Here is a 23,621-nt window from a genome sequence, read left to right as displayed (position 1 = left end):
GCGCCTTGCGATCCAAGCTCTTCATGGCCGCGCTCTCCGCCGTGCGATACAACCCCGACCTCAAGGCCTTCTACGAACGGCTTATCGGAAACAAAAAGACACCAAAAGGCGCACTCCTCGCCGTTGCCAGAAAGCTCGTCACCATCGCAAACGCGGTCCTCCGGCCTCAGCCCGAACCCGCCACAAACTGAGTTGATGACATGCTCTATTAATAGTGCGCCATCCTGCGGGAGAGTCGCGACCGCAGGACCTCGTGGGGCGGGTTTCCCCCCATCCGTGTCACAGAACGGCAATCCGGGTTCAGAGCCCTGAGGAGTCACCCCCGCCCTTTCCCCTCGCCGTCCGCCCGCGCCCGATGCTCCGCCACCACCCGGCGCAGCCGGGCCTTGACGTTCGCATCCGAAGGATCCAGGCGACAGGCTCGCGACAGCGCGTGCCCCGCGTCCAGCAGCCGCCCGGCCGAGGCATGCACCGTGGCGAGCCCCTGCCAGGCCACCGGCGCGTCCGGCCGCAGGGCCACCACCTGCCGGGCCGCGCGCAGCGCCATGCCGTGGCGCCCGGCGAGACGCGCCACCTCGGCCCACTGGTACCAGGCTTCGGGCGAGACCGGGCGCACCTGCGCCGCCCGGCGGCAGGCGGTCTCCGCCTCGGCGAAGGCGGCCAGCGCCCCCAGCACGGCACCGAGCGCCACCAGCGCCTCGGGATGGGCCGGGTCCGCGACCAGGGCGCGCCCGCACAGCTCCAGCGCCTGACGCGGACGCCGCCAGCGCAGCGCGAGCCGGGCAAGCAGGGTCCAGGCGTCGGCATCGCACGGGTTCTCGCGGGTCCGCGCCCGGCAGAGGGCGGCGGCGCTCTCCAGGTCTCCGGATCGCCAGGCCAGGATCGCCGGCGCGAGCCCCGAGCCCGCGGACGCAGCCCCGAACGGCGTGGGATCGGGATCAGGATCGGTCATGATGCGGGTCCCCCCACGGGCGGCGCCGACGCCGGACGGGACCCGCTGCGGGCCAGACGTCGGGCCCCGATCATGTCCACCAGCTTGAGCCGCAACTGATCCGGCCGCACCGGCTTGCGCAGGACCGGCAGGCCACCCCGCGCGGCCTCGCGCAGTTGCTCGCTGTCCAGGTCGCCGGTCAGCAGGATCGCCGGGATATGGTGGCGGAAATGGCTGCGGGTCAGAGCCACGGCCTCCACCCCCGTGCGGCCGCTGGGCAGACGCAGGTCCACCAGCATGACATCGGGCGCGGGCAGAGTCTCGGTCAGCAGCGCTTCCGTCAAATCCGAAAGGCCCGCGAACGCCGAGACCCGGTGCCCCCAGCCCTCCAGAAGCAGGGTCAGGCTCTCGCGAATGGCCCGGTCGTCATCCAGCACCACCAGATGGGTGGGCCGCCGCATCGACTCCCCCGGGGCGGTCTGTCCGGACTCCGCCGACCGTCCGGCCTCCTCGTCCTCGGCCGCCGCCTCGACCGCGCCGCCCGCAGCCGCAGCCGCGCCCGCGTCCTCGGCACCCGGCGTATGGCACGGCACCAGCACCGAGAAGCGCGACCCACGGCCGGGCTCCGAGTCGACCGTCACCGTCACCCCCAGCAACCGCGAAACCCGCGAGACGATGCCGAGCCCCAGACCCAGCCCGCCGCCGCGACCGGAGCCACCCCCGGGCCGGCCGCCGCTGTCCACCACCTGATGAAAGTCCTCGAAGATCAACTGGCACTGGTCGTCGGGGATGCCGGGGCCGGTGTCGATCACATCCAGGCGCAGCATGCGCCCGTGATCCACGCGCCTGCCGCCGACCAGCACCCGCCCACCCTCGGGCGTATACTTCAAGGCATTGCCGATCAGGTTGCGGAGGATGACCTCCAGCAACGAGGGGTCCGTGAACAGGGTCAGCGACGGCGGCACGAGCCGCAGGCGCAGGCCCGACATCTCGGCCACCGGCCCGAACTCGTCACCCAGCCGCCGCAGCAGCCGCCCGATCTGGAACGCCCGCTGGTCGGGCAGCACGGCCCCGCCCTCCAGACGGGAAATGTCCAGCAGAGTGTTCATCAGCTCCGACAGCGCGCCGAGCGCGCTTTCCATCTTGCCGAGCACCCCTTGCTTGAACGCATCGTCCTCGCGCCCCGACAGCACCGAGACGAACAGGTTCAACGCCTGCAGGGGCTGGCGCAGGTCGTGACTGGCCGCCGCCAGGAACCGCGTCTTGGCCAGCAGCGCCTGTTCGGCGGCGGCCACGGCCTCGTGCAGCCGCGCTTCGGCTTCAACCTGCCGGGTGATGTCCTGCACGTGCAGGATGAAATGGTGCGGTTGGCCGTCGCCATCGCGGGCCAGGGCCAGACTGACGCGGCCGCGCACCACCTGCCCCTCGGGCCGCAGGTACCGCTTCTCGGCGGTGAACACCCGCACGTCCCCCGACAGCAGACGGCGGGCCGCTTCCAACTCGACGTTGTGGTCCTCGGGATGGGAGACGGCCGCAAGGTCCAATTCCAGCATGGCCGCCTCGGTCCGGCCCAGGATGCGGCACAGGGACTCGTTGACCTCCATGAAGCCCCCGTTCAACGAGACCATGGCGATCCCGTGCGGCGCGGCCACGAAGGTTTCCCGGAACCGGCTCTCGCTGGCCCGCAGCGCGTCCTCGGCGGCGTGGCGCCGGGTGGTGTCGGCGATCTGGGCGACGATCTCCATGGGGGTGCCATCCGGGCCGCGCGCCAGGGCGGCCGTCATCCGCACCCACAGAATGGAGCCGTCGGAGCAGATGAACCGCTTCTCGGCGTCATAGGGCTGCAGGCTGCCGGCCAGCGCCTCGTCCAGCCACGCCATCTCGCCCGGCCAGTCCTCCGGATGGGTCACCGACATGGTGGAATGCCCCATCAGGTCTTCGGCCGTGCATCCCAGCATGCGGGTCAGGGCCCGGTTCACGCGGCGCCACCGCCCGTCGGTGTCGAGCAGCGCCATGCCGTAGGGCGCCTGTTCGAAGGCGTTGCGGAACCGGCGGTCGCTGCGGCGGTCACGGCCCCGGCCGCCGGGGGCCACGCCCCGGTCCTCGTACACCGCCAGCACTGGAACGCCGCCGCCCACCCCGGGGCCGCTGCCCGCCATCGGTTCCATGGTGCACCGGACCAGTTCGTGAACGCCCTCGGCGTCCGGCGGCGCGGTTTCGGTCACGGTGCGGGCCGTGGTCTCGCGGGTGGCCGGGTCGAGCAGCGCCACCATGCGGTCACGCCGCGCCTGCGCCAGCCGGTCGGGCAGCAGGGTGAAGTAGTCCACGCCCGCCAGCGCGGCCGGTCGGCCGTCGCCCAGTTGGTCGGCGGCCGCCTGGTTGGCCTGCACGATGCGGCCGGCGTGGTCGAGCAGGACCACCGCCTGCGGCGACAGGTTCAACAGCGGGTCGAGCCTTGTTTCACCCATGCGCCGCGTGTCTCCCCTCTCGTCTGCATGGTCCAATATGGCCGGACCGGGAGGCGCAGCCCCCCGGTCCCCGGCCGACGGGCGGGTTATTTCTTCTTGCCGCCCTTCGCCTTGGCGCTCTTGCCCTTGCCCGCCTTGGCGGGTTTCGCCGCGGCCTCGTCCTCTCCGGGATCGGCGGCGGGCGCCTCGCCCTCGATCATCTCCCGCACCAGCCGGTCCAGCAGACGCACACCGAAAGCGGTGCCGCCCTTGGGCACCGTCGGCGTGTCCCTCTTGGACCAGGTGACGCCCGCGATGTCGATGTGCGCCCAGGGGGTTTCCTTGATGTAGCGCTGCAGGAACTGAGCCGCCGTGATCGAGCCCGCCTCGCGGTTGCCGACGTTCTTCATGTCGGCGATATCGGACTTGATCATCTTGTCATAGGCATCGCCCAGCGGCAGGCGCCAGCACTTCTCGCCCACCGCCGTCCCGGCCGAGGCGATGGCGGAGGCCAGGTCGTCGTTGTTGGAGAACAGACCGGCGTGCTCGCTGCCCAGGCTGATGACGATCGCGCCGGTCAGCGTGGCCAGATCGATGACATGGCTCGGCTTGAACTCCTGCTGGCAGTACCAGAGCGCATCGGCCAGCACCAGCCGCCCCTCGGCGTCGGTGTTGATGACCTCGACGGTCTGGCCGGACATGGTGGTGACCACATCGCCCGGACGCTGGGCGGTGCCCGACGGCATGTTCTCCACCAGCCCGCAGATGCCCACAACGTTGGCCTTGGCCTTGCGCCCGGCGAGCGCCTTCATCAGGCCGGCGACCACACCGGCGCCGCCCATGTCCCACTTCATGTCTTCCATGCTGGCGGCCGGCTTGATGCTGATGCCGCCGGAATCGAAGGTCACCCCCTTGCCGACGAAGGCGATCGGCGGGGCCTTCTTGTCCTTCGCGCCCCGGTACTCCATGACCAGCAGGCGGGGCGGCCGGGCCGAGCCCTGGGCGACGCCCAGCAGCGCGCCCATGCCCAGCTTGCGCATCTTCGCCTCGTCGAGCACCGTGATCGACACACCCAGATCGTCCAGATCCGCCACGGCCTCGCAAAAGGTCTCGGGGTAGATCACGTTCGCCGGCTCGCTGACCAGACGGCGGGTCAGGACCACGCCCTCGGCGACCGCGTTGGCCGGCCCGAAGGCCGCCCGCGCGCCGGCGGCGTCATCGCACAGGATGGTCAGGGTCTTGAGGGCCGGGCGGTCCTCCGGCGGTTCGGTGGTGCGGTACTTGTCGAACCGGAAGCCGCCCAGCGTGGCGCCCAGGGCGGCATGACAGGCCGCATCGGCCGCCGAAATCGCGGCCTCCTTGGGAAGGTCCACGGCCAGCGCGGCGGTTTCATCGCCCAAGCCGCCCAGAGTAGCGACCGCCGTTCCACCCAGGGCCTCCATGGTGGTCGCCGTGATGGCCTCCGGCTTGCCCAGCCCGACCAGCACGATCCGGTCCAGGGTGATCCCGTGCGGCGCCGTGACCACCAGGGTCTTTCCGGTCTCGCCCTTGAACCGGGCGGCGGCCAGCGCCCGGCTGAGCTGGCCGCCCGTCAGTTCGTCGAGGGTGGAGGCGGTGGCGCCCAGCGTCTTGCCGTCCAGCACCCCCACGACCAGGGCGCCCTTGGCGGGAATGTCAGGCTTGGCGAACGAAATCTTCATCGGGTGTTCCTTCGGTCATGCGGACGGATGGCGGCGCCTGCGCCGCACCTCGTCCCGCAGCTTTGCAAATCCCGCGCGCGCGGAAAAGGGGAACCGAGTCCGTCGGTCGGATGAGGCCGGCGATGCCCGGCCCTGGGCGCGCAAAATGAAAGGGTCATCTCGGGACATCGGGGTCGGGTCGTTTCCGGACCGTGGCTGTCAAACGAGACAACCCCTCCCCATTCCATGGGGAGGGAGTCCGGTGGCGCCTCGTGGACCGGAACGCCTCCCCCATTCATGGGGGAGGTCGGGAGGGGGTTCAGGTGTGAAGCGCAACGCCAGAGGGGAGGGGCCAGGGCTCGAAGACGCACCGGGTTCGGGTGCCGCTTCACTCTGCCTCCCGACAGTCCGCGCCGCTTCCTGTGGCTCGGGATGACAGTGAGCGGAGAGGCGCGGCGCGGCGTCCCCAATGCACGTCTCCGACCCGGACGAGCCCGGTTCATCGCCGATCAGGCCATAAGAAAACCCCGGCCGCGAGGGCCGGGGCGAGAGAGTCGGAGAGGTTTCACAAGAAGGAGACATCCACATGTGAAGGACACCATGCGTGCAATCACGCCCTTCACCTCAGGAGACGAACCACGACATCACAGGCGGTTCAATGACCGGGAGAGGGTATCGCGATCCCGGCGCCGGGACCAATGGTGCCTCGTCAGTCGTGGGCTGCGAAATCCGCATGGCCGTCGATCAACCGCCGCAACGGATCGGTCTCGCCCCGTCGGCCCGCCTCGGGCCCGCCGTCATCCTCGACCGACAGGGGGCCGGGGACCGGAACGGCCTGCGGCAGGAACACGCGCACCGTCGTCCCCCGGCCCACCGTGCTGTCCAGGGTCAGACGGCCGCCGTGTCCGTCCACCAGTTCCTTGACGATCGCCAACCCCAGCCCCAGACCCGGATGCCCGCGCGTCAACTGGTCGGCCACCTGGTGAAAGGGCTCCAGCACCTTTTCGATCTGGTCGGGGGGAATGCCCGCGCCATGGTCCTGGACCTCCAGGCAGACCATGCCCTGCGGCCCGTCGTGAGAGGTCCGCAGGCGGGCGGTCACGACGCTGTCGGCGCCGCTGAACTTGATCGCGTTGGACAGCAGGTTGTCGAGAATCTGGCGCACCGCCTGCGGGTCGGCGAAGCAGGGCGACACACCGGGGGCGACGTCAACCGCCAGCCGAATCGACTGGGCCGCCGCCACCGGACGCATGATGGCCACGCTGTCCTTGACGACGGGCGCGATGTCGATGCGCTCGGGCTTCAGGGACAGCCGCCCGGCCTCGATCCGCGACAGGTCGAGCACCCGGCCCACCTGGGCGAGCAGGCTCTGCCCCGCGCTGAGAATGTAGTCCGCGTATTGCCGCACCTTGGCGTTGCGACTGTCCGGATCCGGCCCCATGCCGATGCCGCCGCTCAGCATCTGGGCGAACCCGATGATGGCGTTGAGCGGCGTGCGCAGTTCATGGCTCATGGACGAGAGGAACTGGGTCTTGGCGGCGTTGGCGGCCTCGGCCCGGGCCTGGCTGTCGCGCAGGGCGGTGTTGGCCCGCACCAGCTCGCGGGTGCGCTCCGCCACGCCCTGCTCCAGCAGCACGCGCTGCGCCACCAGACGCTGACTGAGCACGGCCAGCGCCACCGCGCCGAACAGGATCGCGGCCGCCATGCCCCAGGGCACCAGCCGCGACAGCAGCGGGCGGAAGGCCGCCTGACCGTGGAACCCGACCCACCAGACCCGCCCGGCGAAGTCGAACCGCTCGACCGCTTCCAGCGGCGCCTGCGCGACGCCGTCCCGGAACACGGGACCCGAGACATGGAACAGGGCCGGATCCCCCAGCGGCGGCGGGCGCCGGGGCATGGTCCCGCGCAGCACGTTCGTGACACTGCCCCCGTCCCAGATCGCCACCGACAGATCCGCGTTGGCGATCCGGTCCTGGACCTTCTCCGCCAGCCCGATGGACGGACTGTAGCCCATGGCCACGAAACCGACATGACGACCGCGCCCGGACCTGCCAGCCGCCATGCCCCCGGAGTCGCCGCCCGGCTCCCCCCATGACGCGGCATACCACCAAGGCCGCGGCGCCCCCGCACCCGGCATTGCCTGCGCGTACAGAGGGGCGACGAGCAGCACGCTGGACCGGGGCTCGGGCCGATCCTGTGTCAGCAGCACCGGCGCGGACGCGATCACGCGGCCTTCGCCGGCGGCCCGCCGCATGGCCGCCCGGCGGGCCGGGTTGGTGAACATGTCGTAGCCGAGCACGCCCTGTCGGGCCTCGGGGGGCTCCACATAGATCGCCGGAAATCCCAGGGCCGTATCCGAGTCCGGCCAGATGCGGAACGGCGGGTATCCGATCGCCCTCAGGGTCTGGGTTTCATGGGCCATGTGCGCCAGGAACCCGGTCGCGTCCCGCCGATCCACCCGGGGCGCCAGAGCAACGGCGCGCAGCGGGCCGCCCGGGTCGATCCCCGGGAAGCCCCGGACGAACTGGTGAAAATCCGACGCCGTGGAGTCAGGGCGGGCGGTCCAGAACGCCTGCGCGGCAACCAGCCGATCCAGCGCGGCGGTGGCGTCGTCCCGAACCGCTTCGGCGCCCAGGGCCACGGCCGAGCGGAAGTCGGCCGAGGCCCGCGCCTGCTCCGCCTCCTCCACGCCCAGCCCGACGACCGCCGCCCCGCCGAGTCCGGCCAGGATGAGCGCCAGTCCCGGAGCCCATTGCTTCAACGCCCGCCCTACGCCCATAACACACCGTCTTCGCGGTACCGCCGCGGCGGCACGCCCACATCCCCCATGACCCCTTGACGCTACACGCTTCAGCCCGGTGGGGCTACAGCGTTCCGCCCCCGTCGGTTGAGGACGGTTCGGCGGCATCCGCGGCCGACACGGCCTGCGACAAGGCCCACACCTCCAGGGTCCAGTCCCGATATCCGGCCTCGATATGGCCCAGGTACGCGGGCACCGGCGGCCCGCGCCGTGCGTCGATTTTCACATAGGTCAGCGCGGGCATGGGCCGACCGTGGGCATCCACCGCCGTCAGACTGTGCCGCCGGTAGCGCCCCTCGTGGATACCCTCGATCCGGTCCAGCGCCGCCTCGCAGGCCTCGGTCAGGCGGTACACCGCGCCCGGCACGCACGCCGAGGGCGCCGGCACGATGGTCGCAACCCGCTCGAACCGGAGCGCCCAGCCGGGCGCCCAGGCCCGCCACAAGGGCCGGGACGCGGGACACCGCCCGGCCATGCGCGTCCGGCTGAGGTTGGAGCCATAGGCGAAGTACAGCACACCCGGCTGCGCCTGATCTCGCAGAGGCACGGCTTGCCCTTGTTCCGTCACGCGATCCGGGCAGTATAAGGGACTCAGTCCCTCGTCGCACCACCCGGAAGGTCCGCCCATGCCCGCACTTGATCGTCCGCATCCGGCCGTCCCCCTTCATCCGACGCGGCGGCGCGTCCTGGCCGGTCTGGCCGCCGGGGCCGGTCTGGCCGTGGCGGGCGGTCCTCTTGCCGGACGCGGCGCCGCGTGGGCCCAGTCCGACATCGTGTTCGAGCGGGGCCGGGTCAGCATCGTGACCCACGACGGCCGGCGCTATCCGTTCACGGTGGAGATCGCCCGCACCCGCGCCCAGCGCGCGCGAGGCCTGATGTACCGCCGCGAAATGGCGGCCGATCATGGCATGCTGTTCGATTTCGACGGCGTGCGGCCGCGCGCGTTCTGGATGAAGAACACCTACATTCCGCTGGACATCCTGTTCCTGGAGGCGGACGGCCGCATCTGGTCCATCGCCAGCGACACCACACCACTGTCCGAGGACAACATCGTCGCGGACGGTCCGATCCGCGCGGCCCTGGAACTGAAGGCCGGCACCTGCCGCCTGCTCGGCATCGAACCGGGCGACGATGTGCGCCACCCCATGTTCGGCGACCCGCCGCAGGAGTGAGGCCAACTGGTGAGGGTCCGGCTCTCGCTGGCTCTTTGGCGTCAACCTGAGTCGCTGACAGCGGCGAAGGATCTCGGAAGAAAGGGTGACTCCAGGCCGGCAGACGCACACCCCGGCCCGAGATCCTTCGGTCGCTCCGCTCCCTCAGGACGACACCTTGATTTTTTTCGGAGCGCCCGTCCTGACGGTCATTCCTTCTTGCAGCAGGAAAGCGACAGGCCGGCGCGACTGCGCCGGCGCCGCGAAGCGGCGGAGGCGATGAACCGGACGAGTCCGGTTCATCGTCGATCAGTATCACGCATCGTCGCGGGTGACGTTCGCGCTGGCCTTTTCCGTCCAGCCGCCCTGCTCGGTCTGCTGCCAGTAGTGCAGTTCGTGGCCGGCGTCCCGGCCGGTGCGCCAGCGGTCGCGGGCGGCGGCCACGGCGGCCTCGTCGCGGCCGTCGAACAGGTCCAGCACACGGTCCCAGCCGCCCGCGTCGGCCACCGTCATGCCCTCGGTGAGCACGGCGAGCGTGGCGCCGTTGGGGCGCTCCTCGCGGTCGCTCAGCCAGATCGGCTGGTGTTCGGGATAGCCGTCGTCGCGGCATCCGTGAGGCAGCCAGCTTTTGGGGTCGAACGTCCACAGCAGGGCATTCAGCGCCCGCACCCGATCCATGGAGGCCGCCAGCACAAGAACCCGCGCCTCCGTCCGGTAGGCGCGGGTCAGCAACAGCGGCAACGCCCGTTCAAGGGGCCATTGATACAGGTGATAGAAGTCGAGGCGGGCCATGCGTGCGCCGGCCGCGCCGGATCCCAGGGGACCCGGCGCGGCCGCTCCCGAATCAGTCCTCAAGCTTCAGGGCCAGGAACGAGGACGTGGATCCCTCGCGCTGGACCAGCATGAGCACCGAACTGCGGCCGCTGCCGCGGGCCTCATCGACGGCCGCGCGCACGTCGTCCGGGGTCTCGACGGGGCGCTGGTGCACCTCGACGATGACGTTGCCGGGACGCAGACCCTTGGTCGCGGCGTCGCTGTCCGCGTTCACGTCGGTGATGACGACGCCGGACGCGCCCTCGGGCAGGTCGAACTCCTGGGCCAGGTCGCCCGTGAGCGGGCGCAGGGTCATGCCCAGCACCGTCGATCCGGTGGTGTCCGGCGTGGCGCTGCCGGGACCGCCCGGACCGGACTCGTCCGAGGCCAACAGACCGGACTCCTCGGCGGCTTCCAGTTCGCCCAGTTCCACCTCGACGGTCTCCCGCTCGCCGTTGCGCCAGACCTCGACCGGCACGGACGCGCCCACCTCGGTCTCCGCGACGATGCGCGGCAGCCGGCGCATTTCCTCGATGTCCCGGCCATTGAAGGTCAGGATCACATCGCCGGCCTGGATGCCGGACTCCTTGGCGGGGCCGCCCTCGGTGACGGAAGCGACCAGGGCGCCCGCGGCGGCGTCCAGGCCCAGGCTGTCGGCGATCTCCGGCGTCACGGTCTGGATGCGGACACCCAGCCACCCGCGCCGGGTGCGGCCGTATTCCTTCAGGTCGTTGATGACCTGCTTGGCCAGATTGGCCGGCACGGCGAAGCCGATGCCGACACTGCCGCCGGAGGGGCTGAAGATGGCCGTGTTGATGCCGATCACGTTGCCGTCCATGTCGAACAGCGGACCGCCCGAGTTGCCCCGGTTGATGCTGGCATCGGTCTGGATGAAGTTGTCATAGGGCCCGGCGTTGATATCGCGGGCGCGGGCGGAGATGATGCCCACGGTCACCGAGCCGCCCAGGCCGAACGGGTTGCCGATGGCCATCACCCAGTCGCCCACGCGAGCCACCTCGGAGTCGCCCCACCCCAGCGCCGGGAGAGGCTTGTCGGCCTCCACCTTCAGCAGCGCCACATCCGTCTTGGTGTCGCGCCCGACGATCTCCGCCTTCAGGGCGGTGTCGTCGCTCAGGGTCACGGTCACCTCGTCCGCGTCGGCGATCACGTGATTGTTGGTCACGATGTAGCCGCTGGCGTCGATGATGAAGCCGGAGCCCAGCGACGTGGCCTGCCGCGGCCCGGGCATCGGGCGCTGGCCGTGCCGGTCAAAGAACTCGTCGAAGAAATCGCGGAACGGGGAGCCCTCGGGGAAGTTCGGGATGGAGGGTCCCCGCTCGGGGTCGATGGACTGGGTGGTCGAAATGTTGACCACCGACGGCAGAAGCTGCTCCGCCATGTCGGCGAAGCTCTCCGGCGCCGGGCGCGCCTGCGCCTGCACCGGCGCGGCGATGGTGGTCAGAACAACCGCCAGCGCCACGACAGCGCTGACGATCCAGACGGCCACGGCGCGATGCTGGCGGTCAGCGGCCAGGGACCGCGCGACGACTGGGGAACGAGAATGGCGTGACACGAGAATACCTCCCGGAAATGGTGGGGCGGATCAGACCTGTTGCTCCGCCCCGTCTTCCATGATCGGGTCATGGGGTCGGCCCTGGCGCGGCGGCAGCGCACCCGGGTGATGTAGGCTGCGGGGCGGGGCCAATCAACCGACCCCGTGCCGCGCGACTGCCCGGACCGTCGGTCGGACCGACGGCCTGGGACCGCCCTGGGACCCGGATCCCAATACAGGATTGAAATACGGCGAATTCAGGGAGTTTGGATGAATTCTCCGTCAGACTCCGGCAATCTCCGGAGACACCGGGACCCAGGTTCAAGACCGTGTCGGTCAGATCAGGAGTTGGTCTTCATGGAAACCGTGTCCGAAACCAGATGCTTCGACGGCGTGCAGGGCGTCTATCGCCACGAGTCCACGGCGACGGGCACGCCCATGCGCTTCGCCGTCTATCTGCCACCCCAGGCCCGCCGGGGGCCGGTGCCGGTGCTGTGGTGGCTGTCGGGCCTGACCTGCACCGAAGAAAACTTCATCACCAAGGCCGGGGCGCAGCGATACGCCGCCGAGCACGGGCTCGCCCTGGTGGCCCCGGACACCAGCCCGCGCGGGCTGGACCTGCCCGGGGAACACGACGCCTATGACTTCGGCAGCGGCGCGGGGTTCTACGTGGACGCCACCCAGGCGCCCTGGGCCTCGCACTACCGCATGGACAGCTACGTGACCGAAGAGCTGCCGGCGCTGGTCGCCGCCCGCTTTCCCGTGGACCCGGCCCGACAGGGCATCTTCGGTCATTCCATGGGCGGGCATGGCGCCCTGGTCATGGCGCTGCGCGATCCGGATCGATTCCGCTCCGTCTCGGCGTTCGCGCCCATCGTTTCGCCCACCCGGGTGCCATGGGGCGAAAAGGCCTTTGCCGGGTATCTGGGCGACGATCGGGCGGCCTGGACCGCGTATGACGCGGCCGAGCTGGCGGCGGACTCGGCGTGGCGGGCGCCGATCCTCATCGACCAGGGCGACGCCGACCCCTTCCTGGGGACCCAGTTGACCCCCGAGGCGTTCGTGAGCGCCGCGCAGGCCGGCGGCATCCCGGTGACGCTGCGCATGCAGCCGGGGTATGACCACAGCTATTATTTCATCGCGTCGTTCATGGCCGATCACATGGCGCACCATGCCCGCCTGCTGGCGCGCTGAGGGAGCGCGGCTCGAACCGCCCTGCCCCGGCCGCTAGCGGTACGGATTGTCCGTATGCTCCAGGAAGTCGCGGACGTAGCGGCCGACGCCCTCTTCCAGGGACGTGAACGGCTGGTTGTAGCCGGCGGCGCGCAGCCGGTCCATGTTGGCCTGGGTGAAATACTGGTACTTGTCGCGGATCGCCTCGGGCGTGTCCCGCCACGCGATGGCGGGCTCGCGCCCGAGCGCGCGATAGACGGCCGAGGCCAGATCCAGAAAACTCCGCGCCTGCCCGGTGCCCAGATTGAACAGCCCGCTGACCTTGGGCGACGACAGCAGCCACAGCACCACGTCCACCACGTCCTCGATCCAGACGAAATCGCGGGACTGGCCGCCGTCGGGCACGTCCGGGCGGTGCGACCGGAACAGCGGAAACGGCTCGCCCCGGCGGGCCACCGGGTGAACCTGGGCGACCACGCTCATCTGCCCGGTCTTGTGGTACTCGTTGGGGCCGTAGACGTTGAAGAACTTCAGGCCGGCCCACTGCGGCGGGGTCACCCGGCCGGCGTCGATGTCGGCCCGCACCCGGCGGTCGAACAGATGTTTGGACCAGCCGTACGGGTTCAAGGGACGCAGGCGGGCCAGCGCCTCGGGCGAGAAATCATCGTCAAACCCGGTCGCGCCGTCGCCGTAGGTGGCCGCCGAACTGGCGTACAGGAACCGGGTCTGGTTGCGCGTGCACCAGGTCCACAGGTCCAATGACAGGCGGAAGTTGTTGACCAGGATGCGGTCCACGTCCGTCTCGGTGGTGGCCGAGATCGCGCCCATGTGGACGATGGCCTTCACCGCGCCCCGGTGGTGCTCCAGGTAGTCCATCAGGTCTTCGGGGCGGATGATGTCGTGCAGCGCCCGCCCGGCGATGTTGCGCCACTTGGCGCCATCCCGCAAACGGTCGGAGATCACGACCGGCCCCAGGCCCCGCGCCTCCAGGCCCGCGACGATGTTCGATCCGATGAAGCCGGCGCCGCCGGTGACGATATACATGGCGGCAGAAGGCCCCCTCGCTCCGGCTGTTGTCAAGAGACGGTTCGATCCCCATAGTCTGGGTCGGTCCTTGACCCCCGGAGCGCGAAACCGGCCCGGGGCAAGGTGTGTTTCAGCGGTGCCAGGGATGGGAGTGTCACAATGTCCAGCGGGGGTCCCAAAGTTCTCGACGATCTGAGCCGGCTTGCCGGAGGGGCGCTGGGCGCCGTCGGGGGGCTGCGCAGCGAGATCGAAGAGCTGGTGCGCCAGCGCGTGGAGCGCGTGGCGAACGAACTGGACCTGGTCACGCGGGAGGATTTCGAGATCGCCCGCGAGATGGCGGCCGAGGCCCGCGCCGAGAACGAGGTCCTGACGGCCCGTCTCGCGGTGCTGGAGGAACAGGTGGCCGACCTGACCAAGGCCGCCGCCGGCGGCGGAACCAAGGCGAGCACCGGAGCCAAGACCGCCCGCCGCAAGACCGGGAGCGGCGGCAAGGCCGCCTCCGGGGGCGATGCCGGGTCCGACAGCGGATCCGAGTAGGGCGCGGCCGGACCCATGCTGCATCTGGATGCCGACGCGCTCGGGCGCGCGCTGCCGCCGCGCGCGCTTGTCGAGGCCCTGCGGGGCATGTTCAAGGCCGGGGCGGACGCGCCGCTGCGCCATCACCACACCCTGCCGTCGCGCGATGACGAGCGCCCGGGCACCCTGCTGCTCATGCCCGCGTGGCAGGCCGCCGGCCAGGGCTACATCGGGGTCAAGGTGGCCACGGTGTTCCCCGACAATCCGGGCCGTCGCGACCTGTCCGCCGTCACCGCGCTCTATTATCTGGCCGAGGGCGGCAGCGGCCGGCCCCTGGCCCTGATCGACGGCACATTGCTCACCCGCCTGCGGACGGCCGCGGCGTCCGCGCTGGGCGCGGATTATCTGGCCCGGCCCGATGCCGAAACCCTGCTGGTCGTAGGCACCGGCGCGCTCGCCCCCCACTTCATCCGCCATCACGCCGCCGTGCGGGACTACCGCACCGTCCTGGTGTGGGGGCGCGACCCGGCCAAGGCCGCCGCCGTGGCCGAGGGCGTGACGCCGGACCTGCCGGCCGGCACGACCGTTTCGGCCGTCCCGGACCTGCGGGAGGGCATGGCGGCCGCCGACGTGATCTCCTGCGTGACCTCCGCCAGCACGGCGGTGGTGCCGGGCGCAGACCTGCGGCCCGGCCAGCACCTGGACATGGCCGGCGGCTTCACGCCCCTGATGCGCGAGACCGACGACGAGGCCATGCGCCGGTCCCGGGTGTTCATCGACACCGAAGGCGCTCTGGTCGAGTGCGGCGATCTGGTCGATCCGCTGAAGGCCGGGGTCATCACCCGCGACGACATCCAGGGCGATCTGTTCCAGTTGACGCGCGGCGAACGGCCCGGGCGCGGCCGCGCCGACGAGATCACCATCTTCAAGTCCGTGGGCACCGCCCTGGAGGATCTGGCGGGGGCCGCCCTGGCCTACGAAACCGTCTCCGCCTGAATCGGGCTGGCCAAGCCGCGCCCCGCGCTCCAGTATAGCCACACACCTGATAGGGGCATACTGGAGCGCAGAAGAGGGGCCGAGCCATGGCGGTGCGCACGCATACCCGGAAGAAAGTGGAAATGCTGGTCGAGCGGCCGCTGCTGAAGCGGGTGCTGGAGGTGGTCAAGACCAGCGGCGCGCGGCGCTACACCGTTCTGCCGGCGCTGGAGGGGCGCGGACTCGACGGGGCCTGGCAGGACGGACAGCCGGTGGACGCCCAGCACATGGTGCAGGTGGTCGTTTTGACCAACGAGGCCAAGGCCGACGCCATCCTGGAGGGCATGGGCGCCCTGCTGGAAACCTGGCCCGGCGTGGTGTGCGCCTCGGACATCCAGGTGCTGCGGCCGGAGCGATTCACCTAGCGTCTCGGCGCGGGCATCTTCAAGGTCCGGCCCGAACCATCACGCAGTTTCCCGGTTGCTCGGACGGGGCCGAACGGTCATCGTCGGACCCTGTTCATATGAGACCCGCTGCGCGAGGAACCCCGTCCATGTCCCTGTCCGTCGCCATCCAGATGGACCCCATCACCCATATCGACATCACCGCCGACAGCACCTTCGTGCTGGCGCTGGAGGCCCAGGCGCGCGGCCATACCCTGTGGCATTATGGCCCACGCGACCTCAGCTTCCGGGACGGCAAGGTGCTGGCCCGCGCTCGCCCCATGGAGGTGCGACGTCTGGCTGGCGATCACTTCACGCTGGGCGACTCCGCGGTGCTGGATCTGGCCACGGTGGATGTGGTGCTGATGCGCCAGGACCCGCCCTTCGACATGGCCTACATCACGGCCACCCACATCCTGGATCACATCCACCCGCGGACGCTGGTGGTCAACAACCCGACCGAGGTCCGCAACGCGCCGGAAAAGCTGTTCGTGTGCCGCTGGCCGGACCTGATGCCGCCCACGCTGGTCAGCGGCGGCCTGGCCGAGATCAAGGCCTTCCGCGAGGTCCACAAGGACATCATCGTCAAGCCGCTGTTCGGCAACGGCGGCGCCGGCGTGTTCCACCTCAAGCCCGGCGACGAGAACCTGGGCGCGCTGGTCGAAATGTTCGGCTCGATCTCTCGCGAGCCGCTGATGGTGCAGCGCTATCTGCCGGAGATCCGTCAGGGCGACAAGCGCATCATCCTGGTGGACGGCGAGCCCATGGGGGCCATCAACCGCATCCCGGCGGACGGCGAGGCGCGCTCCAACATGCACGTGGGCGGGCGGCCCGTGGCCACCGACCTGACCGCCCGCGACCGCGAGATCTGCGCCGCCATCGGCCCGGACCTGCGCGACCGCGGGCTGATCTTCGTCGGCATCGACGTGATCGGCGACCACCTGACCGAGATCAACGTCACCTCGCCCACCGGGCTGCAGGAGGTGGCGCGCCTGGGCGGGCCGCGTCTGGAAGTGGCCCTGTGGGACGCCATCGAGCGGCGGGTGATGCCGACCGGGGGGTGACCGCCCCCGGTCTCGGCGGGAACCCGGGTCACCCCGTCATCTGCCGGGGCCCCGCAACGAAGCCGGGCCCCGCCAGTTCCGGCCCCAGCGGCAGGCCCCGACTGCGGGTGACGGTCGTCACCAGCGCCAGCACCCGCTGGCTGAGGGCCACGGCCGTCGCGGCCAGCGAGGCCGTTTCGTCGCGAGACCCGCCCCCTGCGGCCCGTTCCGGGTTGCGCACGCGGAGGGCCGTGGCCGGCAGGGTGTCCAAATCGCCCAGACCGGCCACATCGTCTTCGTCCAGGACCCCCAGTTCCATCAGGTCCATCGCCAGCAGCGCCGGATTGTCGGTCGCCAAAGGCCGATGCCCCGCATCCACGATCAGACCCTTCAGCGCCATCGCTGTGGCATGGTGCGCCGCGAGGCACGCCCAGTCCGCATGGCCGGCCTGCAGGGACCAGTGCGCATGAACAAGATCGTTCCGGGCCTGTCGCAGCCAACTGGTCGCAGCGTCTCGCGGTGACATCCCAATGCCCTCCGACGATGAATCCCCCCCATCGGTCAAGGATCGCAACAGTCCGGCGGCGCGGTCAATCGGCGCATTGGAAGGAGACGGCGCGAATCAAAAGGATCGGGCCTGTCGGTGGGTCAGGGCCAGAGCGGCACCGCGTCGGCGCGGAGATCCGCCACCATGCCGGCGTCGGCGTCGGCCTCTCCTGCCCCGTGCCATTGGGCGGGCGGAACGACCAGCACATCCACGGGCCGGTCGATGTCGGCGAACACACCGGACTCGAACGCCTCGCGCGCGCCGATGACCACGATGTCGGCGTCCGACAGACCGTCGAAATCCCCCCGCGCCACCGATCCCACCAGCATCACGGCCTCGATCCGCGCCGGATCACGGACGGCGGCGGCGCAGGCCGCCCGCAGCGCCGCGATCAGACCGTCGCGAACCCTCTCTCGGGCGTGTTGCAGGGCGGGCGCGCGGGTCATGCGCCGGTCTCGCCCAGAACCGCGCGCGCCCAGTCGAGGACGCGACCGGCGGTCTCCACGGCCTCGTCCACGCGACGGGGGCTGATGGCATCCCCGGGCGCCGTGAGGCCGTCGCCCAGCGGATACCGCGCGGTAATGCTGTACTCGGTGAGGGCGGAGAGGTCGCCCAAGCTGGCCAGGGTGCCCGCCTCCATCACTCCCGACTGCACCAGACGACGCGCCAGCGCCATCAGGTCATGGACCGACGGCGGTCGGGTTCCCTGGTCGATCAGCGCGGCCTTGAGGGCTTTCTCGGCGCACTGCTGGGCGGCATTGCAGGCCCATTCGGGGTCCCCAAGCTCGGCGGAACGACGAGCGTGCGCCAGATCCCGCTCCGCCTGCCTCAGCCATGCCGTTGCCCTGCGATCCGCGATCATGCTCCTGCCCTACCCGAAGATCACATCCGGCAGCCAGGTGGCCAGTTCCGGCCAGGCCGCGAGCACACCCAGCCCGATAATCTGGATCAGGATGAACGGCGCCACGCCCTTGTAGATGGACATGGTCCGGATCTCCGGCGGTGCGACCCCGCGCAGGTAGAACAGCGCGAAGCCGAACGGCGGCGTCAGGAACGAGGTCTGCAGGTTCATGGCGATCATCACCCCCAGCCACACCGGGTCGATGTCCATGCGCAGCAGCACCGGCCCGACGATGGGCACCACCACATAGATGATCTCGATGAAGTCCAGGAAGAAGCCCAGCACGAACATCACCAGCATGACCACCAGCATGGCCCCGAACACGCCGCCGGGCAGGTTGGTCAGGAACTCGTGCACCATCTCCTCGCCGCCCAGGCCCCGGAACACCAGCGAGAACAGGCCGGCGCCCACGATGATGACGAACACCATCGAGGAGATCATCAGGGTCTGGCGCATGACCTCCTGCAGGATGCCCATGGACCACACCCGGCGCAGGCTTTCGCCGATGCCCAGGAAGACGATCCCGGTGCAGACCACCGCGACCCAGATGCCGATCATGTCGCCCTGCCCGATGGTGTCGCGGGCGACGCGGAGGTCCACCCAGCGGGCCAGCATCAGCATGACCACCAGCGCGGCGAAGGTCAGCATGATCGGCCACCGGCGGCTATGCTCCAGTTTCATCCCGCCCAGCAGCAGGGCGCCCACCGCGCCCACGGCGGCGGCCTCCGTGGGGGTGGCCACGCCCGTCAGAATCGAGCCCAGCACCGCCACGATCAGGATGACGGGCGGCAGAAGCGCGTTGGCCAGGGTCTGGATGGTCTCCCAGGCGCTCATGTCGGCATCGGCCTCGTCCCGGATCGAGGGCGCGGCCTTCGGGCGCAGCCATGCGGTCAGCGCCACATAGGTGATGTACAGCACGACCAGCCCCAGGCCCGGCAGCAGGGCGCCGGCGAACAGGTCGCCGACCGAGACGGGCTCGGGTGACCAGTTGCCGATCGCCCGCTGGGCGTCGGTGTAGGCGTTGGAGATCTGGTCGCCCAGCAGCACCAGCACGATGGACGGCGGGATGATCTGGCCCAGCGTGCCGGCGGCGCAGATGGTGCCGCACGACAGGGCGGGATCGTAGCCCCGGCGCAGCATGGTGGGCAGGGACAGCAGGCCCATGGTCACCACGGTGGCGCCGACGATGCCGGTGGAGGCCGCCAGCAGCGCGCCGACAATGCACACCGAAATGCCCAGGCCGCCCCGCAGCGTGCCGAACAGCTTGCCCATGCTGTCCAGCAGGTCTTCGGCGACCCGCGAGCGCTCCAGCATCACCCCCATGAACACGAACAGGGGCACCGCGATCAGCACTTCGTTGGTCATGGTGCCGAAGATGCGCTGGGGCATCGCCGCCACGAAGCTCATGTCGAAAGCGCCGATGACCCAGCCGATGATGCCGAACAGCAGGGCCGAGCCACCCAGCGTGAAGGCCACCGGAAACCCGCAGATCAGAAACAGGCAGGTCCCGGCGAACATGATGAGCGCGAAAATCTCGCGTTCGAGGAGGCTCATCGCGCGGCCTCCCCGCTTCGGGCCGACGTGTCCTCGTCATCGACCCCCGCAAGGGTCAGGACCGAACGGGCGATCATGGAAAGGCCCTGCAGGATCACCAGGCCGCCGAACACCAGGATCACCGATTTCAACAGGTAGATGCCCTGAATGCCGCTGGTCTCCTTCGATCCCTCCAGGACCCGCCAGGAGTTCGCCACATAGCCGAACGAGACCCACAGGATCAGCACACAGAACGGAATCAGGAACAGCAGGCTGCCCAGCAGGTTGACCAGCGCCTTCCGGCGCGGCGAGGCCTCTCGGTAGAACACGTCCACGCGCACGTGCCCGTCCATCAGCAGCGTATACCCGGCCCCCACCATGAACAGCAGGCCGTGCATGTATGTGATGCTTTCCTGCATCCAGATGAAGCCAAGCCCGAAGACGTAGCGCAGAACGACGACCAGGAACTGCACCAGCACCATGATGAGCGCCAGCCAGGCGACCGTCTGTCCGACGCCCCGGCTGAAGCGGTCTATGGCACGAGCCAACGCGGAGAGCGAGGACACCGCCAACTCCTATAGCTGCGATGAAAGGGGGTGGTCCGGGGGGCGGACGCCCTTGACTGGCGTCCCGCCGATACGGGGAACGGCGCCCCCCGCCTGTCCCGAGGGAAGGCAGGGCGCGCCGCCCAGGAAGAGGGCACGCGGGGAGCCCCCCGCCGCCGATCAGCCCTTGGTGTACTCGTAGGGCAGCTCGCGGGCGTTCCAGTACGCCTGGTCCGCGATGCGGGCCCAGCCCATGGCCTTGGTCCGGAAGTCCAGGAACGAGTCGTAGACCTTCTGCGTCATCGGATCCTCGGCGGCGACCTCGGCCACCACCTCGCCGGCGGCCCCGCCGATGGCGGTCATCACCTCGTCGGAGAACTTCCGCAGTTCGACGCCGTGCTCGTTCACCAGCGTGTCCAGCGCGTCGCCGTTGCGGGCGTTGAACTCGGCCAGGGAATAGTCGTTCTCGGCGGTGGCGGCGGCCTCGATGATGGCCTTGTCCTCGCTGCTCAGGCCGTTCCAGACATCCAGGTTGACGCCGCCCGACAGCGTGGTGCCCGGCTCGTGGAAGCCCGGGTAGTAGTAGAACTTGGCGACCTTGTAGAAGCCGAACGCCAGGTCGTTCCAGGGGCCGACCCACTCGGTGGCGTCGATGGCGCCGGACTGCAGCGCCGGGAAGATCTCGCCGCCGGGCAGCGACACGGCGGCGGCGCCGATGCGGCGCAGCACCTCGCCGCCCAGGCCGGGCATGCGGATCTTGAGGCCCTTGTAGTCCTCCAGGCTGTTGATTTCCTTGTTGAACCAGCCGCCCATCTGCACGCCGGTGTTGGCCACCATCATCGGCTTGATGTTGAAGCCGGAGGACAGCTCGTCCCACAGGGCCTGGCCGCCGGCGTGGTGGATCCAGGAACTCATTTCGGTCGCGGTCAGGCCGAACGGCACCGCGGCGAAAAAGTTGAACGCCTTGGACTTGCCCTGCCAGTAGTACTCGGCCCCGTGGTACATGTCGGCCGTGCCGGACGACACCGCGTCGAACGCCTCGAACGGCGGCACCAGTTCACCGGCCGCGAACACCTTCACGGTCAGGCGGCCGCCGGACATGGCGGTGATGCGCTGGGCCAGACGCTCGGCGCTGGTGCCCAGGCCGGGGAAGTTCTTCGGCCAGGTGGTCACCATCTTCAGTTCGCGCATGTCCTGCGCGATCGCGGGCGTGGCCAGCGTGGACGCTGCGGCGCCGGCACCGGCGACGGCGGCGCCGGAGAGGAACTCACGACGTTTCATGGACAGTGTTCTCCCTCGATCTGTTGCGGACGGCCGCACCGTCCGATTGCCCGTCCGCCCCCCGGCTGAAACGGGCCCGGGGCGCCGGTGGGTGGTCCCCCGTGCCGTCCCCGAAGTGGTTCGTCCGCAGCATACACATGGACGGGAACGGGGAACAATGGCCAGGATCGGACGATCAGAGTAAAACAATCGATCGCACGACGTCTCGCGCACCGCCCGGTCGTTGCGCGGCCCGTCCGAACGCGCCCGGCCCCGCCCTCACCCCGGACTCAAGCAAAGGACCGCTCTCGTCCATGACCCTGATCGCCCTGTTCACGGATTTCGGGCTGGACGGCCCATACACCGGCCAGATGAAGGCCGTCCTGCACGCGGCCGCGCCCGATGTGCCCGTGGTGGACCTGTGCGCGGACGCGCCCCTGTTCGACCCCATGGGCGCGGCCTACCTGCTGGCGGCGCTGGCGCCGATCCTGCCGAGAGAGGCGATCGTCGTGGGCGTGGTGGACCCCGGCGTGGGTTCGGACCGGGGCACGATCATGCTGGAGGCCGACGGCCGCTGGTTCGTGGGACCGGACAACGGCCTGTTCGCGCTGATCGCCAGACGGGCCGAGACGGTGCGGGCCTTCCCCGCCTTTGCGGCCGAAGGCGCGGTCAGCGCCAGCTTCCACGGCCGCGACATCTTCGCCCCCGCCGCCGCCCGGCTGGCACGGGGGGAGCGTCCGGACGCGGCGACCGCGCTGCCCCCGGGCACGGTCGATCGCCCCGACTGGCCGGACGACCTGGACCGCGTCGTGTACGTGGACCGCTACGGCAACGTGATGACGGGCCGCCGGGCCTGGACCCTGAAGGGCGCGACCGACCTGATCGCCCACGGTCGCCCGGCACGACGGGCGCGCACGTTCTCCGACGTCCCCGTGGGACAGGTGTTCTGGTACGAAAACGCCAACGGCCTCGCCGAACTGGCCGTCAACCAGTGCCGCGCCGACACCGGCCTGGGGCTCAAGGTGGGCGACCCGATCACGGTGCGATGATCCGCCGGGCGATCACACCCGTGCGCGGTAGGCCTTCAGTTCCGGCAGTTCCAGGACCTCAAGGGCGCGCTCGTGGGTTGCCTCCAGCACCACCGGCGGGGCCAGCCCGGCCTCGAACGCCTCAAGCCAGCGGGTCGCGCACAGGCACCAGCGGTCGCCCTGCTTCAGGCCGGGGAAGCCGAACTCCGGCCGGGGGGTGAGCAGGTCGTTGCCCGCCCGTCGGCTGAACTCCAGGAACTCCAGGGTCATGACCGCGCACACGGTGTGCGCGCCCATGTCCGCCGCGCCGGTGTTGCAGCAGCCGTCGCGAAAAAAGCCGGTCAGGGGGCGCATGGAACAGGGTTCCAGGCGTCCGCCAAGCACATTGCGAGGGTCGGCGATCTGGTTGGGCATTGCGTCAAGGTCTCCCGTCCTGTGCCGGACTTAATACCAGCGGCGGGTGAGTGTGACTCACCCACCGAACGGCACCGGCCCTCTCCCCCACCCGACCCCCCATCGGATACTCTCGTGGGGGGTCGGGTGGAGGAGAAGGCGGGCCACGGACTTCAAGGGTCATCATCAGATGCCGGTGGTGGTACGGAGCACCGCCGCGTGCGGACCATCGGTGTCCCGGCCCTTATCGCGCAACGCCGCCGGCCCGTGCATCGAGCAGCGACGTTTCGGTCTTCAACTCCCGCAGCACGAAGCTGGAGCGCGAGTGCCGGATACCGGGGATCTTGTACAGGGTCTCGCGCAGGAAGCTCTCGTAATGCCGCGTCCCCGCCACCGCCACGCGGATCAGGTAGTCATAGTCGCCCGTCACCAGATAGGCCTCCATCACCTCCGGGATGTCCGCCAGCACCTGCCCGAAGCGCGCGAGCGTGTCCTCGTTGTGGCTTTCCAGCGTGACGTTGATGATGACGGTCTCCGGGAACCCCAGGGCCTCGCGGCTGAGGCGGGCGCCGTAGCCGATGATGAACCCGCGCGCCTCCAGCGCCTTGACCCGCTTCCAGCACGGGCTGGGCGACAGGCCGACGCGCGCCGCCAGATCGGCGTTGCTGATGCGACCCTCGGTGGACAGGGTCCGCAGGATGCGGCGGTCGATGGCGTCCAGTCGAACCGACGACGGGCCGGCGTCGGAGGACTCGTCCGGAGGTGACATGAGCGGCCTCCCGAGCCGGCGGGAAAGAATGTGCTCCCGGAATATGCGCCGTCCGCCAAAGGATTTCCAGAGCGCGTGACATCGGGGAAAACTTCA

23 protein-coding genes and 1 pseudogene are annotated in these 23,621 nt (G+C 70.0%); 8 read left to right on the top strand and 16 right to left on the bottom strand.

Going from position 1 to position 23,621, the window contains the following annotated elements:
* Nucleotides 1-191, top strand: a pseudogene (locus tag GHC57_RS19505) (IS110-like element ISEc32 family transposase); the annotation flags it as partial.
* Between the two features lie 125 nt (nucleotides 192-316).
* On the opposite strand, the gene GHC57_RS07035 reads toward GHC57_RS19505, so the two are convergent.
* The 5 genes from GHC57_RS07035 to GHC57_RS07015 all read right to left on the bottom strand — a co-directional run bounded on the left by GHC57_RS07035 (nucleotide 317) and on the right by GHC57_RS07015 (nucleotide 8,404).
* The gene (locus tag GHC57_RS07035; protein ID WP_153342595.1) at nucleotides 317-952 is read right to left on the bottom strand and encodes a tetratricopeptide repeat protein; all 636 of its coding nucleotides are present in this window, start codon (nucleotides 950-952) and stop codon (nucleotides 317-319) included.
* Entirely contained in the window at nucleotides 949-3,399 is a 2,451-nt protein-coding gene (locus GHC57_RS07030) for a PAS domain S-box protein (RefSeq protein ID WP_153342593.1), read from the bottom strand. Before GHC57_RS07030 ends, GHC57_RS07035 begins: the two co-directional genes overlap by 4 nt.
* 86 nt (nucleotides 3,400-3,485) lie before the next feature.
* Nucleotides 3,486-5,078, bottom strand: a complete 1,593-nt coding sequence (locus GHC57_RS07025) for a leucyl aminopeptidase (RefSeq protein ID WP_153342591.1) — start codon at nucleotides 5,076-5,078, stop codon at nucleotides 3,486-3,488.
* A gap of 688 nt (nucleotides 5,079-5,766) precedes the next feature.
* The gene (locus GHC57_RS07020) at nucleotides 5,767-7,836 is read right to left on the bottom strand and encodes a CHASE domain-containing sensor histidine kinase (protein WP_170294734.1); all 2,070 of its coding nucleotides are present in this window, start codon (nucleotides 7,834-7,836) and stop codon (nucleotides 5,767-5,769) included.
* 85 nt (nucleotides 7,837-7,921) lie between these two features.
* Nucleotides 7,922-8,404: a gamma-glutamylcyclotransferase gene (locus GHC57_RS07015; protein ID WP_170294733.1), complete on the bottom strand. Its 483-nt coding sequence runs from the start codon at nucleotides 8,402-8,404 to the stop codon at nucleotides 7,922-7,924.
* A gap of 79 nt (nucleotides 8,405-8,483) precedes the next feature.
* Here GHC57_RS07015 and GHC57_RS07010 point away from each other — a divergent pair, with 79 nt between their 5' ends.
* Complete coding sequence (locus GHC57_RS07010) at nucleotides 8,484-9,029, top strand: DUF192 domain-containing protein (protein ID WP_153342585.1); 546 nt, start codon at nucleotides 8,484-8,486, stop codon at nucleotides 9,027-9,029.
* Nucleotides 9,030-9,323: 294 nt separating this feature from the next.
* Here GHC57_RS07010 and GHC57_RS07005 read toward each other — a convergent pair whose 3' ends face one another.
* The gene (locus tag GHC57_RS07005; RefSeq protein ID WP_153342583.1) at nucleotides 9,324-9,800 is read right to left on the bottom strand and encodes a DNA polymerase III subunit chi; all 477 of its coding nucleotides are present in this window, start codon (nucleotides 9,798-9,800) and stop codon (nucleotides 9,324-9,326) included.
* 52 nt (nucleotides 9,801-9,852) lie between these two features.
* Nucleotides 9,853-11,394 carry a DegQ family serine endoprotease gene (locus GHC57_RS07000; protein ID WP_425500655.1) on the bottom strand — a complete coding sequence of 514 codons (1,542 nt, stop codon included), beginning with the start codon at nucleotides 11,392-11,394 and terminating at the stop codon, nucleotides 9,853-9,855.
* Nucleotides 11,395-11,730: 336 nt separating this feature from the next.
* Between GHC57_RS07000 and fghA the strand changes: the two genes are divergently transcribed.
* Nucleotides 11,731-12,567: an S-formylglutathione hydrolase gene (gene fghA, locus GHC57_RS06995; RefSeq protein ID WP_153342581.1), complete on the top strand. Its 837-nt coding sequence runs from the start codon at nucleotides 11,731-11,733 to the stop codon at nucleotides 12,565-12,567.
* Nucleotides 12,568-12,600: 33 nt separating this feature from the next.
* Here fghA and rfaD read toward each other — a convergent pair whose 3' ends face one another.
* Nucleotides 12,601-13,590: an ADP-glyceromanno-heptose 6-epimerase gene (gene rfaD, locus GHC57_RS06990; protein WP_153342578.1), complete on the bottom strand. Its 990-nt coding sequence runs from the start codon at nucleotides 13,588-13,590 to the stop codon at nucleotides 12,601-12,603.
* A 141-nt stretch (nucleotides 13,591-13,731) separates the two neighbouring features.
* Between rfaD and GHC57_RS06985 the strand changes: the two genes are divergently transcribed.
* From GHC57_RS06985 to gshB, 4 genes are all read left to right on the top strand, one after another.
* Entirely contained in the window at nucleotides 13,732-14,109 is a 378-nt protein-coding gene (locus GHC57_RS06985; protein ID WP_153342576.1) for an accessory factor UbiK family protein, read from the top strand.
* Between the two features lie 15 nt (nucleotides 14,110-14,124).
* Nucleotides 14,125-15,084, top strand: a complete 960-nt coding sequence (lhpI, locus tag GHC57_RS06980) for a bifunctional Delta(1)-pyrroline-2-carboxylate/Delta(1)-piperideine-2-carboxylate reductase (protein ID WP_153342574.1) — start codon at nucleotides 14,125-14,127, stop codon at nucleotides 15,082-15,084.
* 86 nt (nucleotides 15,085-15,170) lie between these two features.
* On the top strand, nucleotides 15,171-15,488 hold the full coding sequence (locus tag GHC57_RS06975) for a P-II family nitrogen regulator (protein WP_153342572.1): 318 nt from the start codon (nucleotides 15,171-15,173) through the stop codon (nucleotides 15,486-15,488).
* Between the two features lie 128 nt (nucleotides 15,489-15,616).
* On the top strand, nucleotides 15,617-16,570 hold the full coding sequence (gene gshB, locus GHC57_RS06970; RefSeq protein WP_153342570.1) for a glutathione synthase: 954 nt from the start codon (nucleotides 15,617-15,619) through the stop codon (nucleotides 16,568-16,570).
* A 28-nt stretch (nucleotides 16,571-16,598) separates the two neighbouring features.
* Here the strand turns inward: gshB and GHC57_RS06965 are convergent, their stop codons facing one another.
* From GHC57_RS06965 to GHC57_RS06940, 6 genes are all read right to left on the bottom strand, one after another.
* Nucleotides 16,599-17,075, bottom strand: a complete 477-nt coding sequence (locus GHC57_RS06965) for a HEPN domain-containing protein (protein WP_153342568.1) — start codon at nucleotides 17,073-17,075, stop codon at nucleotides 16,599-16,601.
* A 122-nt stretch (nucleotides 17,076-17,197) separates the two neighbouring features.
* Nucleotides 17,198-17,542 carry a nucleotidyltransferase domain-containing protein gene (locus GHC57_RS06960; protein WP_153342566.1) on the bottom strand — a complete coding sequence of 115 codons (345 nt, stop codon included), beginning with the start codon at nucleotides 17,540-17,542 and terminating at the stop codon, nucleotides 17,198-17,200.
* Complete coding sequence (locus tag GHC57_RS06955) at nucleotides 17,539-17,958, bottom strand: HEPN domain-containing protein (protein ID WP_153342564.1); 420 nt, start codon at nucleotides 17,956-17,958, stop codon at nucleotides 17,539-17,541. Before GHC57_RS06955 ends, GHC57_RS06960 begins: the two co-directional genes overlap by 4 nt.
* Nucleotides 17,959-17,967: 9 nt before the next feature.
* On the bottom strand, nucleotides 17,968-19,551 hold the full coding sequence (locus tag GHC57_RS06950) for a TRAP transporter large permease (RefSeq protein ID WP_153342561.1): 1,584 nt from the start codon (nucleotides 19,549-19,551) through the stop codon (nucleotides 17,968-17,970).
* On the bottom strand, nucleotides 19,548-20,096 hold the full coding sequence (locus tag GHC57_RS06945; RefSeq protein ID WP_343031133.1) for a TRAP transporter small permease subunit: 549 nt from the start codon (nucleotides 20,094-20,096) through the stop codon (nucleotides 19,548-19,550). Before GHC57_RS06945 ends, GHC57_RS06950 begins: the two co-directional genes overlap by 4 nt.
* A gap of 159 nt (nucleotides 20,097-20,255) precedes the next feature.
* Complete coding sequence (locus tag GHC57_RS06940) at nucleotides 20,256-21,356, bottom strand: TRAP transporter substrate-binding protein (RefSeq protein ID WP_153342559.1); 1,101 nt, start codon at nucleotides 21,354-21,356, stop codon at nucleotides 20,256-20,258.
* A 293-nt stretch (nucleotides 21,357-21,649) separates the two neighbouring features.
* On the opposite strand from GHC57_RS06940, the gene GHC57_RS06935 reads away from it, so the two are divergent.
* On the top strand, nucleotides 21,650-22,384 hold the full coding sequence (locus tag GHC57_RS06935; protein ID WP_343031132.1) for an SAM hydrolase/SAM-dependent halogenase family protein: 735 nt from the start codon (nucleotides 21,650-21,652) through the stop codon (nucleotides 22,382-22,384).
* 12 nt (nucleotides 22,385-22,396) lie between these two features.
* Here GHC57_RS06935 and GHC57_RS06930 read toward each other — a convergent pair whose 3' ends face one another.
* A complete protein-coding gene (locus tag GHC57_RS06930; RefSeq protein ID WP_153342557.1) occupies nucleotides 22,397-22,777 on the bottom strand; it encodes a DUF2237 family protein in 381 nt (126 codons plus the stop codon).
* A 223-nt stretch (nucleotides 22,778-23,000) separates the two neighbouring features.
* The gene (locus GHC57_RS06925; protein WP_153342555.1) at nucleotides 23,001-23,525 is read right to left on the bottom strand and encodes an Lrp/AsnC family transcriptional regulator; all 525 of its coding nucleotides are present in this window, start codon (nucleotides 23,523-23,525) and stop codon (nucleotides 23,001-23,003) included.
* Between the last annotated feature and the right edge of the window lie 96 nt (nucleotides 23,526-23,621).

Source organism: Roseospira navarrensis, assembly GCF_009601025.1.
Lineage (GTDB): Bacteria > Pseudomonadota > Alphaproteobacteria > Rhodospirillales > Rhodospirillaceae > Rhodospira > Rhodospira navarrensis.
This window is presented reverse-complemented; position numbering and strand designations above follow the sequence as displayed.